The organism is Cohnella sp. OV330 (assembly GCF_900112065.1).
Classification (GTDB): domain Bacteria; phylum Bacillota; class Bacilli; order Paenibacillales; family Paenibacillaceae; genus Cohnella.
The window spans coordinates 221,815-235,141 of the sequence record NZ_FOKE01000011.1 but is presented as its reverse complement, the minus strand read 5'-3'; the positions used below and the strand labels follow the sequence as shown (position 1 = coordinate 235,141).

At 61.1% G+C, this 13,327-nt stretch carries 8 protein-coding genes; 5 read left to right on the top strand and 3 right to left on the bottom strand.

Annotation, left to right across the window (positions count from 1 at the left end; translation table 11 throughout):
• The first annotated feature begins 123 nt into the window (after positions 1–123).
• From BM235_RS24205 to BM235_RS24195, 3 genes are read left to right on the top strand one after another with little or no spacing between them, the layout of a single operon-like run.
• Positions 124–1,665: a spore germination protein gene (locus tag BM235_RS24205; RefSeq protein WP_255374570.1), complete on the top strand. Its 1,542-nt coding sequence runs from the start codon at positions 124–126 to the stop codon at positions 1,663–1,665.
• Positions 1,665–2,768, top strand: a complete 1,104-nt coding sequence (locus tag BM235_RS24200; RefSeq protein WP_090116810.1) for a GerAB/ArcD/ProY family transporter — start codon at positions 1,665–1,667, stop codon at positions 2,766–2,768. Before BM235_RS24205 ends, BM235_RS24200 begins: the two co-directional genes overlap by 1 nt.
• The gene (locus tag BM235_RS24195; protein ID WP_090116809.1) at positions 2,765–3,883 is read left to right on the top strand and encodes a Ger(x)C family spore germination protein; all 1,119 of its coding nucleotides are present in this window, start codon (positions 2,765–2,767) and stop codon (positions 3,881–3,883) included. Before BM235_RS24200 ends, BM235_RS24195 begins: the two co-directional genes overlap by 4 nt.
• 416 nt (positions 3,884–4,299) lie before the next feature.
• Here the strand turns inward: BM235_RS24195 and BM235_RS24190 are convergent, their stop codons facing one another.
• Positions 4,300–5,214, bottom strand: a complete 915-nt coding sequence (locus tag BM235_RS24190; RefSeq protein ID WP_090116808.1) for an SHOCT domain-containing protein — start codon at positions 5,212–5,214, stop codon at positions 4,300–4,302.
• Positions 5,215–5,397: 183 nt separating this feature from the next.
• On the bottom strand, positions 5,398–6,786 hold the full coding sequence (gene thrC, locus BM235_RS24185) for a threonine synthase (protein WP_090116807.1): 1,389 nt from the start codon (positions 6,784–6,786) through the stop codon (positions 5,398–5,400).
• A gap of 184 nt (positions 6,787–6,970) precedes the next feature.
• Between thrC and BM235_RS24180 the strand changes: the two genes are divergently transcribed.
• Both BM235_RS24180 and BM235_RS24175 read left to right on the top strand, forming a co-directional pair.
• Positions 6,971–8,614, top strand: coding sequence for a histidine kinase N-terminal 7TM domain-containing diguanylate cyclase (locus BM235_RS24180; protein WP_090116806.1), 1,644 nt, complete (start codon positions 6,971–6,973; stop codon positions 8,612–8,614).
• A 92-nt stretch (positions 8,615–8,706) separates the two neighbouring features.
• Positions 8,707–9,441 (top strand): Bax inhibitor-1/YccA family protein, encoded by a 735-nt coding sequence (locus BM235_RS24175; protein WP_090116805.1) that lies wholly within the window; start codon positions 8,707–8,709, stop codon positions 9,439–9,441.
• Between the two features lie 635 nt (positions 9,442–10,076).
• Here BM235_RS24175 and BM235_RS24170 read toward each other — a convergent pair.
• Entirely contained in the window at positions 10,077–13,289 is a 3,213-nt protein-coding gene (locus BM235_RS24170) for an ATP-binding protein (RefSeq protein ID WP_255374569.1), read from the bottom strand.
• Between the last annotated feature and the right edge of the window lie 38 nt (positions 13,290–13,327).

Here is a 13,327-nt window from a genome sequence, read left to right as displayed (position 1 = left end):
TTTCCGCTCATTCCTTGCTTGGCTCCGCCGACTACTTTCCTTGTTTCTGGATATCCTACCCTTTTAGAAGACCGCGGGCAAAAGCGCGGCGGCGAATCGAATCTTGGGCGAGGGGTGATCGCGGTGGGAATCCTGTCTCTGTTCGGCGGCAAACACAAGCGAAAGTCCCAACGGCCAAGCGGAAATCCAGGGAGCCAAGCGCTTCCCGACGAGCCGTTCGCGACCGATCTGCGTTCGAATCTGGACAAGCTGAGCGAGCTTTTCCCCGACACGCTGGATCTGACCGTGCGGCGTCTCCATATCCGGGCAACGGGCCAAGATGCCGCATTGGTCTACATCGACGGACTGACCGACAAGATCGATATCAATACCAGTATCATAAGGCCGCTTCTCATGCAGACGGGAATAAGCGGAGAAATACCGATCGAGATCGGTCGCATGATTCGAATCTACGGCTGGAACGATCTGACCGTCGCCGTCCTGAAGGGAAGCAGCGTACTCCTGGTCGAGGGCTCGGACGAGGCGATCGTCATGCGCACGGGCGGCTGGCCCCAGCGGAATCCGACCGATCCCAAGATGGAGACGTCGCTGCGGGGCGCGCAGCAAGGCTTCGTCGAGACGATCGAACAGAATATCGCGATGATCCGCCGCTATCTGCCGAACCGGGAGCTGAAGTTTAAAAATTTCAATGTCGGGCGTCGGGGAAATACGCAAGTGTCGATCGCTTATCTGGAGGACGTCGCCAATCCGGATATTCTCCGGGAGCTGGAGGACCGGATCGGGCGGCTGGACATCGATCTTATCATCAACACGGGCGAGCTGGCCGAGCTGATCGAGGACAATCCGTACTCGCCTTTTCCCCAACTGATGATCACCGAGCGACCCGATGCGGCAGTCTCGCAGATCGCTCAGGGACGATTCGTCGTACTCGTGGACCGTTCTCCGACCGTGCTGATCGGCCCGTCTTCTTTCGTCACGTTCTTTCAAAATATCGACGACTACAGCACGCGCTGGTCCATCGCGACCTTTATCCGCATGCTCCGCTTCCTTGCGTTTTTTATATCGATTTCCCTGCCTGCCTTCTATATCGCGGTCACGTCGTTCAACTTCGAGCTCGTCCCGATCAAGCTCCTGATCACGATCGGCACGTACCGGGGGACCGTGCCGTTCGCCCCGTTCATCGAAGCGGCCTTCATGGAGCTGACGCTCGAGATGATCCGCGAAGCGGGCGTCAGGCTGCCGTCGCCGATCGGCCAGACCGTCGGCATCGTCGGCGGCATCGTCATCGGGCAGGCGATCGTGCAGGCCGGCCTAATCAGCAATATCATGGTCGTCGTCGTCGCATTCACCGCCATCTCCTCGTTTATTCTGCCTAACCTGGATATGGTGGCCGCCGTTCGTATCATCCGCTTTTCTTTCATGGTGGCCGCCTCCTTGTTCGGTATATTCGGGCTGCTGGTCGGCTTGATGATTCTCGTCGGCCACATGATTTCCCTAGAGACGCTCGGCACGCCGTTCAGCACGCCGTTCGCGCCGATGCGATTTTCCGATTGGCGGGATACCGTCGTGCGCAGCCCGCTCTGGAAGCTGACGCGCCGCCCGGTAGGCGCGCATCCGATCCAGACCCGCAGGCAAGGAGACAATCGTCCGAAAGGAGACGGATGATGAAGAAGTACGCCTTCAATGAGATCACGACGATGCAGTTTATTTTTATTATTAGCGGCATAGCCATTAGCTACGGGTTCATCGAGATTCCCCAAGTTCTGTACAATGGCGCGGGGAACAGCGGGTGGATCACCCTGATTTTCGGTTCGTTGACGACGACGGCTGCGAATCTGGTCATCGTGCAGGTCATGAAGAAGATGCCCGACGGGACGATTCTCGAGCTGCTCGCCAAGTATGCGGGCAAGTGGGTCGGCCGGGCGGCGGCGATCGTCTTGTCCGCGTACTTTCTCTACTTCGCCTATGGCGGCATCGTCTATTCGACGCGCGTCATCAAAGCCCGCATCTTGCAGGAAACGCCGGCCTACATGACGCTGATTATGCTTCTTATCCCCGCGTATGTCGTCGCGCGCGGCGGCATTCGCATCGTCGGACGTTATGCGGAGGTCTCGATGGGGCTGTCGCTGTGGATCCCGCTTGTCTTCATGGTCGTGTGGGGGCATACGCATTGGCTTTATTTGCTGCCCGTGCTGCCTGAAGGATGGCGGCCGGTTCTGACCGCCGTGCCGAGCACGTTTTTCTACTTTCTCGGCTTCGGCGCGACCGCCTTTCTCTACCCTTTTCTCAAAAACAAAGAAAAGGCGGCGCTCGGCGTATGCTGCTCGCAGCTGATCACGCTGCTTGCCTACCTATTCATCACGCTGCTGAGCTTCGCTTTTTTCAGCCCGGGCGAGATTACGAAGATCAATCAGCTGTCGATTTATATGCTGAAAGCCGTCGAGCTCCCTTTTCTCGAACAGGTGGAGGGCTTGTTTATCGTGCTCTATCTGTTTATTTTTTCGATGTCCTGGATTCCGCTCTTCCTGCTCTCCTCTTTTTGCATGAGCTGGCTGGCCGGGCGGGCGGATCATCGGATCTTTTTGAGAATCCTATTGGCCGGAACGGCCGTGTTTTCCTACTTTTACGTTCCAAGCTTCAACGTCACTTATGAGATGGGGGATTGGCTCGCAAAATTCGGCATGGCCATCGAATATGCGGCTCCAGTGCTGCTCCTGGGCTATCTACTGCTGTACGACGCGATTCGCGGACGGCGGAGGCTGTCGTGAAGCGGATTGTGCATGCGCTGGGTATATCTCTGCTATCGCTCGGGCCGCTGACAGGCTGCTTCGACCGGGTCGACTTGGAGGATGCTTCGCTGTCCCTCGTCGCGGGCGTCGACATCACGGAAGATCATCGGACGATGAGCTATACGTCCATCCCGGTGTTCAGCAAGGCCGAGAAGAAGAGTCAGGAGCTCAAGGTCGTCGCGAATACGCAGCGCGAGGGGCGGGGCAAGCTGGACGCCTTTACGGTCGGCACCTTCAATGGCAGGAAGATCAAGGTAATCGCATTGTCGAAACGCTTCGTGCAGGAGACCCCCGACTGGTTCCGTTACATGGACATTTATTTCAGGGATGGAAGAAATCCGATCACGCCAAGGGTAGTCGTATTCGACGGTACGCTCGACCAGCTGTTCTACTACCATTCGCCGAACCAGCCGATTCTCCCTCTCATGCTGATGGGCATGATCAAGTCAGCGTCCGAGCGTTCGGAGACGGTCGACACGACGCTGCAGGAGTTGCACAGACAGATGAACGAGGAGGGTCAGACGCCCTTCCTGACCGAAATGTCGATTAAGCAGGATGCGATGATCGACGGGACGTCGCTGCTAGATCACAAGGGCCGGTATGTCGACATGCTGAGCATGCCGGAGACGGTTCTGCTGCGGATCTTGCAGAAAAACGCGAGGCAGTCCGTCGGTTTTTCTTTGCGCATGCCGTCCAGTCTGACCGGATCCACGGCGAATGAGGATTGGGTTAGCATCGCGACGGAGCGGGTGAAGGTGAAGATCGATTCCGCGTATGCGGGAGGGCGCTTTCGATTCTTCGTAAACCTTCGCTTTTCGGCTAGCGTCGTGGAGAAGCTGTCCGGGTTGGATCTTGACGACCACCAGGGGGGAGCGGAGGCCGCATGCGCGGAGGAGCTTCGCGACAAGTTCGAGGCGTTGATCGCCAAGCTGCAGCGCAAAAAGGTCGACCCGGTCGGGTTCGGCATCTATGCGAGGGCGCATCACTACAAGCGGTTCAAACAGGTCAAGGAGAATTGGGGCGAAGCGTTCGGGCAGTCGGAAGTGAAGGTCCGCGTCAGCGTCGGTTTTGCCGACGAAGGCTCCGTTAAATGAGACTCGGCAATAGATCGGGCATTAGATTCGGCGCTTAATAAGTCAAAACCGCCCTCCCGACGCGACGTCGGACAGGGCGGTTTCCTCTATGTGCAGGGGGTGGTGTGAACGAAACTAGTCTATTAAAGTGGCAGGACGCCGGCTTCCGAATTTTCGCCGAGGTCCGCCTCAAGTTCGGGAACGGCCGCGAGCATCCGCATGCTTCAAATCCTGACCATCTATCGAGCAAAACTACACGACAGAGATCAATAACCTCTCGTCGTTCCGCCTATCGCGCAAATGTGCAGGATTTCCTCCTAAAACACGCTGGATCTCGCTCAAAGAGGCGTGCTACCACGCACATTTGCGCGATAGATCGTAAAAACCCGCCATCCTGGCTTTGAATGATGTATTTTTGCAGGATGGCACGAAGTTTGTTAGCCTTCGGTCGTAGCCGTTGCGGAAGCCGAGGTGCCGGAAGCAGCGTCGGAAGCGGCAGCGTCCGACCGAGCCTTGCCGCCCTTGCCATGGGCGCCGTCGTGGCCGGTGAACGTACGGCTCACGATCCGGGTCGCCTGGTCGGCGAGTTTGGCCTTCTGAGCGTCGTACGCCGTCTGCGTGATTTTGCCGTCCGCGAGACGCTGGTCGAGCGCCGCCGCGAGAAGCGTGACGACTTTGGCCGTGACCGTATCGACGGCGACGCCCTTTTCTCCGGCCAAGTCCGAGAGCGACTTGCCGGCTTCAAGCTGCGTGGACAGCTCGTCCGTCGTCAGCCCAAGCAGGGAGGCGATATCGGCGTTGTCCTTCAGGTCGAGACCGCCGAAGCCACCGCGTCCGCCCCCAAACCCGCCTTGCCCGCCTTTGCCGCCGCCCTTGCCGGAGAAGGCGCCGGTCAGCGCATCCGCCGCCCGGTCGGCGAGGGTCGCCTTCTGCTCGTCATACTGCGTCTGCGTGATCTTGCCGTCCGCCAGACGGCTGTCCAGCTGCGCGGTCATCGCCGAGAGGATCAGGTCCTGCACCTTCTGCGCGTCGACGCCCTGCGCAGAGGCGATATCGGACAGCGTCTTGCCGGCCGCAAGCTGCGTCTTGAGCTCGTCCTCGGTCAGGTTCAGCAGCGCGGCGAGCTCCGCGCTGTTCCAGCCGGCTCTGAAGCCGCCGCCTCTGTGATGTCCGTCGCCTTTAACCTGCGTGGACTGCGCGGTCGAGGTCGCCGATTGAGTCTGCGCGGTCTTAGCGGTCGTCTTCGTCGTGGCGGCGAACGCGCTGCCTACGGAGACGGCGCTGCCGAATACGGCGACGGCGAGGGCAAGGGAGGTGACGGCGAGCTTCTTATGCTTCTTCGGATTCATCATGGTAGATCCTCCTAAGGTAGATGTTGTTATCGTTCTTGAATCCATCATAGCCCGCTTGCCTGAATCTCCCGTGAACCCTCGCTGAACGCTTCCTGAGAATAAAAAAGACGGACCCCGACGCTTCGCCGAAGCGCAGCAGGGTCCATCCGTCGTTCATTTCATATCGAGATCCCGATCCTTATGTTAGAAAAACCGCTCCAGCTCGGCCTTGATCGCCGCGTTCGAGCCGCCGACCTGCTTTTGGTGCTGCGGCTTGCCGAACAGCGCGCCGATCTGCTCCGGATACGTCTGCTCGATGCCGCGCAGGCGGATCGACTCGTCGAACTTGGCCGGGTGGGCCGTGGAGAGCGCCACCGTGACCTCGCCTTCTTCGGTCAGGCGATCGCTCGCCGCGACGCCGCAGGCCGTATGCGGATCGAGGAGATAGTCGTACTTGGCGAAGTAGTCGCCGATCGTATCGAGGCACTCGTCGTTCTTGACGCCGTAGGCGGCGAAGTCGGCTTGCACTTGGCCGATCCGGTCGGAAGGGATGACGATGCTGCCTTCGGTCGTGAACTGCCCCATGAGGCGGGAGACTTCGACGGGATCCTCTCCGTACAGGTAATACAGGTAGCGCTCGAAGTTGCTCGCCACCTGGATGTCCATCGACGGGCTGTGCGTGCCGCGGAACTCGCCGGGCTGATACACGCCTTCGTTCACGAAGCGCTCGAGGATGTTGTTCTCGTTGGTCGCGAGGATGAGCTTGCCGATCGGCAGTCCCATGCGCTTGGCCAGATAGCCCGCGAAGATGTCGCCGAAGTTGCCCGTCGGGACGCTGAAGTTCATGCGCTCGGACTGCCCTTGCTGGGCGAGCTGAAGGTATGCGTAGAAATAATAGACGGTCTGCGCCAGGATGCGCGCGATATTGATCGAGTTGATGGCGCGCAGATGATACTTGTGCTTGAACGCGACGTCGGCGAACAGCTCCTTGATGATGCGCTGGCAGTCGTCGAACGTGCCGTCCACGGCCAGGTTCAGCACGTTGGCGTCGTCCACGGTCGTCATCTGCAGCTCCTGCACCTTGCTCACTTTGCCCGACGGATGAAGGATGCAGATGCGGATGCCTTCTTTGCCGCGCACACCTTCGATCGCCGATGCGCCCGTATCGCCCGAGGTCGCGCCGAGGATGTGGATGATCGAATTCGTCTGCTTCGACACGTACGCGTACAGATTGCCGAGGAACTGCAGCGCGATATCCTTGAAGGCGAAGGTAGGGCCGTGGAACAGCTCGAGCACGTACAGCCCGTTGTTGATCCGGCGCACCGGCGTCACGTCGGCGTCGCGGAACGTGCCGTAGCTGTCCTCGACCAGCCGCTGCAGCTCGTCCTTCGGGATCTCGTCTCCGATATATAAGGTGAAGATCTCGAGCGCCAGCTCCGCGTAGGTGAGCTTGCCCCATGCCTGCAGCGTCGCGGCGTCCACTTGCGGCACAGCCATAGGCACGAGCAGGCCGCCGTCGTCCGCCAGTCCCATCAGAATCGCGTCGATAAAGCCAAGGGGAGCCACCTGGCCCCGGGTGCTGATATATTCCATCTCGATCCCCTTATCCGTGTGAATGTTTGGTCTATTGTATCAAAAAAGAGGGGCAATGCCCACAATGTATCGAACCTCGTCGCAAGATTCGACGTATTTATGATACGATCAATTGGACAGACCATGCGCGTCGCCGGGAACCGGGCAGGGCGGGCGAACAAAGAGCTAACGGAGTCGATCATCTATGGGAACCCCCTATTCCGCCATACTAACGCTAATCATCACGGCCGGCGTCATCAACGTGCTCATGGGCATTTACGCGCTGTCGGGCCGCTCGAAGGTGTCCATGGTAAGGACGTTCGTCGCCTTCAGCCTGATGTCGGCCATCTATACATTCGGATCCGCGCTGGAGCTGGCCGCGGGCTCCCTCGAGGAGATTATCCTCTGGATCAAGATTCAGTACCTGGGCATGCCGTTCCTGCCGCCGCTTAACCTGCTCCTGATCATGTACTTCCTCGGCATGGAAAAGTATTTGAAGCGCTCGCTGCGCATCAGCCTCTTCATCGTGCCCGCGATCACCCTGATCCTCGTCATGACGAACGAGGCGCATCACCTTTATTACCGGGATATCGTGCTGCGCCCGGACACGCTCACCCCCAAGGCGGATCTGGTCGCGGGACCCTGGTATCTCATCGCGGGCGCCTATACCTTCGGCTGCATGATCGGCGGCGTCGTGCTGCTGCTCGTCCAGTGGCGGCGCAAGAAGACGTACCGCTTCCAGCTCGTCACGCTGCTGATCGGACTGCTCCTCCCCCTCGTCGGCGACTTCTTCTACCTCGGGGGCGTGACGCCGGACGGCGTGGACCCGATTCCCGTCATCATGACGGTGACTTCCGCGGCTTATATGTGGGCGCTCGCGTCCCGAGGCCTGTTCCACGTCGTGCCGATCGCCCGGGACAATTTGTTCGAGAGCATGCGCGACGGCGTCCTCGTGCTCGACATGGAGGACCGGCTGGTGGACTACAACGCGGCAGCCGCGACGATCATCCCCGAGCTGGCGGCGCCTGACATCGGGCATCGGCTGGACCGGCTCTGGCGGCAGCATACGGACGCCGCGCTCCTGTCCCGGGATGCGGGGGGCGAAGCGATGGCCAAGGCTTCGGACGGCGCGGATATCCAGGAGATCCCGTGGACGGTGGAGGACCGGTCGTACCATTACCAGGTACGTACGTCGATCGTGCGCAACCGTGGCGGGCTGGAGGCGGGCAAGCTTATCGTCCTGATCGATATCACGCAGCGGGTGCAGCTGCAGGAGCAGCTGCGCCAGATGGCTTATTACGACGGCCTGACGGGCGTCTACAACCGGGCGCGCTTCATGAGTCTGGGCACGTCGATGCTAAGCGAGGCCGAGAGCGCCGGCGAGCCGATGGCCGTCATTCTTTTCGACATCGACCACTTCAAGCGCATCAACGATACGTACGGGCACGATGTCGGCGACCAGGCGCTGCTCCATATCGCGGATCTCTGCCGGCGCGCGCTGCGGACGGAGGATCTGCTCGCGCGGTACGGCGGCGAAGAGTTCGTCATCGCGCTGCCCGGCTTGACCGCGGCGCGAGCGGAGTCCGCGGCGCATCGCATCCGGCGCGAGCTCGCGGCGCAGGCCTTGGACGTGCCGGGCGGCGAGCTGCGGATGACGGCGAGCTTCGGCATCGCGTCGATGGAGAGACTGGCGGACGGCGCGCGGACGGATGCGGTCGAAGGGGCCGGCGCGGATGCAGGGACCAAGCTCAAGCGGCTGCTGAAGCAGGCGGACCTGGCGCTGTACGCCGCCAAGCAAGGCGGGAGGGACGCGGTGCGACTGGCCGAGGTCGGCGGCGCGAGCGCTTGATGTTCCACGTGGAATAACCGTGGAATTTAATGGTAGGCGTGGGGCAAGCCATGATATAATCTTCGCAAATCGAAGCGGAGGGATCGCACTTGATGCGCAGCGGCAATCCAACATTGAACGACAAGTCATTTGAAAGGCAGGGCCAGGCTTACGGCCGGGATACGATGACGATCGACGGCACGGTGAACAAAGCGTTCATCATGCTCGTCCTGCTGATGGCAGGCGCCTTCGTCGCCTGGAACAACTACTTCGACGGCGGCAACGTCATTCCGTTCGCGGTCGGCGGAGCGATCCTCGGATTCGTGCTGGCGCTCGTCATCAGCTTCGCGCCGAAGACTGCGCCGTATCTCGCGCCGGTCTACGCGGTGGCGGAGGGTGTCTTCCTGGGCGCGATATCGGCGAATTACGAATCTTACTACGACGGCATCACGCTCCAGGCTGCGCTGCTGACGATGGGGATCTTCGTCGCGCTGCTGCTTGCTTACAAGACGCGGCTGATCAAGGCGACCGAGAACTTCAAGCTCGGCGTGTTCGCGGCGACGGCCGGCATCGCGATCGTGTACCTGCTGAGCTGGGTGCTCGGCATGTTCGGCGTGACGGTGCCGTACCTGCACGACAGCACCCCGCTCGGCATCGGCATCTCCGCCTTCATCGTCGTCATCGCGGCGCTGAACCTCGTGCTGGACTTCGACTTCATCGAGAACGGCGCCCGTCAAGGCGCGCCGAAGTACATGGAGTGGTACGGCGCGTTCGGACTGCTGGTGACGCTGGTGTGGCTGTACCTGGAGATCGTCAGGCTGCTGGCGAAGATTCGGAGCCGGGATTAGAAGCTCGGACGCAGGATGGGAAAGCAAGCAGAAAGCTCGTGCCAGGGGCACGGGCTTTTTTCGTTGAGCGGGTTGGGGGCGGTGGTTCGCCGTTGTGCGAAAGTATCGCATAACTCCGAGGTAATCCGTCGCTCAGGGCGCCGTTGTGCGATGATACCGCATAACTCCATGGCAAACTGTCATAAAAGGCGGAGTTGTGCGGCAGTGCCGCACAACGTCGTGAACAACTATCGTTCGGAGCCGTGTTGTGCGGTAAAAACGTGTATCTCCGTGGCAAACTTTAACTGGGGCAATCGCCCTGCAAAAAAATTGACAAAAACCGGCCGGCGGCAATGCCCGTTTGCGCTTATCGGCACTTTCGTGCGCGCCTCGGAGGCGGCGATAGTGTGCTAACGGCGCTTCTCGGTACCTCCTTGAGGGCCGCGGAACAGGCGATAGTGTCTGATGGCGCTTATCGGTATCCTCTTGAGGGCCACGGAGGCGGCGATAGTGTCTGATGGCGCTTATCGGTACCCTCTCGCGGGCCGCGGAGGCGGCGATAGTGTCTAATGGCGCTTATCGGTACCCTCTCGAGCGCCGCGGAATGCGATAAAACCGCATCTCTCCGCGACAAACCGACGCCCGAGCGTCTCCCGCTATCGATTTCCATGCGCCTTTCGGTCGGGGAGGTCGAACGAAACCGTCGTGCCTTGGCCCGGCTGGCTGACGATGCGAAGACCTTCGCCGTACAGGCGCTTTAGCCGGCGGTTCGTGTTGTACAACCCGACGCCGCGTCCGGCGGAGGCAGGCTGCGTCAGGGCGCGCTTCGCCTGTTCGTCGGTCATGCCGACGCCGTCGTCTCCGACTTCGATGCGGACCCGGCCGTCGGCCCGCAGGATGCGGATGCGCACGGCGCCGCCCCCGCTCTGCTTCAATACGCCATGCTTGACGGCATTCTCCACGAGCGGCTGAATCGACAGCGGCGGGACGAGCGGCTCGAGGCCGGGCTCCGTCTCCCAGCTGACCTTCAGCCTGTCCCCGAAGCGTTCGCGCTCGATGAACAGATAGGCTTCGGTCAGCCCGATCTCATGGGACAGCACGACCATCTCCCCGGTATTGATCGAGTCGAAGCTCATGCGGAGGAACGAGGCAAAGGCATGTCCCAGCTCGCGCATGCGGTCGGGATCGGTCTCCCCCAGAGAGATCATGGAATTGAGCGTATTAACGACGAAGTGCGGCCGGATCTGGGCTTGCAGATACGCGGCCTCCATTCGCAGCCGCTCGCTGGCGGAGCGCTTAAGCGCGACAAGGGCGCGGATGCGGTACCGCAGCTCCGTCGCATCCACCGGCTTGGCGACGTAGTCGCTCGCCCCCGCCTTGAAGCCCGCATAGATGTCCGAAGGCTGGCTGCGCGCGGTCAGGAGAAGAATGGGGAGCTCCGACATATCGTAGCGCTCTCTCGCCTGTCGGGTCAGTTCGTAACCGGACATGCGCGGCATCATCACGTCCGCGATGAGCAGATCCCACCGCCGTTCGCCCAGCATGGCGAGGGCTTCCGGCGCGGCGTGGGCGAACGAGACGTCGTAGGGCTCGCTCGAGAGGATGCCGGCAAGGACATTCAGGTTCACCGGATCGTCGTCGACTGCGAGAATCCGCGCGCGGCCTTCCGGAGGCAGGTACAGCGCCGCGGCAATGTCTGAGGCAGCAACCTCCGAGGCGGCGGTCTCCGAAGCGAGGATCTCCGAAGCGAGGCTCTCCGAAGCAGCGATCTCCGAAGAGACCGTCGCCGCCGCTTCGTCGTCCGCTCGCGCAGCCGACGTCTCTGCGCCCGCCTCCGAGAAGGAGGCCGTCGCGAATGGCACGGAGGCGGGCAGCGCCGCGGCCGTCTCGGAGAGGGAAGCTGCCGAGCCTAGCGGCAGATCAATCGAAAACACCGATCCGCTGCCCGGCGCCGACCGCACCGACAGCGTGCCCCCGTGCAGCTCCGCGAGCTGCCTGGAGATGCTGAGGCCGAGCCCGATGCCGTCGCCATGGTCGCCGGCACCCTGCTCGTAACGCCGGAAGACGCGGTCCTGCGTCTCCTGGTCCATGCCGCTGCCGGTGTCGGACACCGAGACGAAGACGCGTCCGTCCCGCAGTTCAGCGGTCACGGAGACGACGCCTTCGTCGGTGAACTTGACCGCGTTGTGCAGCAAATTATATAGAATTTGCACGATGCGCTGCTCGTCCGCGAGGACTGCCGGCAGCGTGTCCGGAATGTCCGACCGCAGCCGTACGGTCTTGCTCTCCGCGAGAAAGCTCAGCATGTCCAGCACGCCCGGCACGATCGACTGGATGCGCATCGGCGCGATCCGCAGCTTGACCCCGCCGTCCTGCAGCCTGGCGACGTCCAGCAGGTCGTTCAGCAGATGCGACATGCGGCGGCTGACGCCGACGAGCAGGTCCATATCCTTCAACGCGCCCTCGCTGAGCCGGCCGCGCTCCTTGGCCATCACGGTTTCCGCGATGTTCATGATGCCGTGCAGCGGCGTGCGCAGCTCGTGCGACGTATTGGCGAGGAACTCGTCCTTGAGCTTGTCGGCGGCCCGCAGGCGTTCGTTAAGCTGCGCGTTCTCCCTCGCGTTGCGGAAGTAGACCTGGAACCAGTAGGACGAGAAGCCGATGATCGCCACGATGACGTCGATCGGATAGTACATGGGCGTGAAGCCGATGATGCCCCAGACGACGCTCGACAGCACGGCCAAGCCCGCGGCCATAAGGAACACGGAGCCTTCGTCGTTGCGCTTGCGAGCGTACATCCGGCCGATGAGCCAGGCCATCCTCGCGAACGGCACGAGATAGAAGGCGCCGAATACGTGATAATGCCGAGAAGCGTATACCCAAGGGGACGGAGCGATCGCGATGAACGCCGTGTAGGCGCACAGCGCGGCGGTAAAGACACGGGAGCCGGTCTTCCATGGGGGCTCCGGAAGGAACCGTTTGTAAAGCTGGAGGATCAGATAAGACAGCCACATGTAGGAGAGCAGCCGAATCTTGAGTCCCCAGGCGAAGTCGAAATTCAGCCAGAGCAGAAGCAAGTTGTCGTGATCCGAAGTCACGGTCAGGCCGGCGGCGAACGTGAGCAGGCTGAAGAGCAGGAACGTGGGATTGCGACGGTTGAGCATATACAGCGTGAAGGCGTATAAGCCGTGGAGCAGCAGGACGACGAAGGTGATCATCTGAAAGCCGATCGAATACCACCTGATATAGTCGATCGAAGACTGCGCGCCGAATATGACGGAGCGGGTGAAGCCTCCCTCAAAGGGCTGTTCGAAGTTGGACACCTGCACGAGCAAGTCGATCTCCGTCGCGCCGGTTGCATCGTAGGTCGAGGTAAAGGAGATGCTCTTCGGCAAATAGGCGTCTTTGGTCGTACCGACCCGGCCGATCGTTCCCTCCGTAAATCCGTTCATCGACACGCGGGATACGGACTGGACGCGGCTGAGCCACGCCGTGACCGGCTTCTTCAGCGGATCGGTCAGAATGCGCAGCCTGTAGGTGCCGTAGCCGTAGGAGGGCGCTCCCTCATGGGCGTCCAGTGCGCGTCGCCAGTCTCCAGGCACCCGAATAGGACGGGACTCGTACGTCTCCGCCCTGGCTTCTTCCTCGGAGAGGAGGCGGGAAGGGTAAAAAAGCCACTCGCCGTCCAGCGCGAACGGCGGCGAGGCTTCCAGATCGACGCCGCGCAGATCGAGCACGCCGTCTTCGATGACGGGATGCTCGATCGGGAAGAAGAGATGCGTCCAGGACCATCTAAGTCCAAAGAGGAGGGCGAAGAACAGCGCGGCGACGGCGATATATTGACGAGTGGATAACGGTTTACGTGTCATAAGTGTCATAACGTGCAAGATTCGACAAAGCCCCGCGA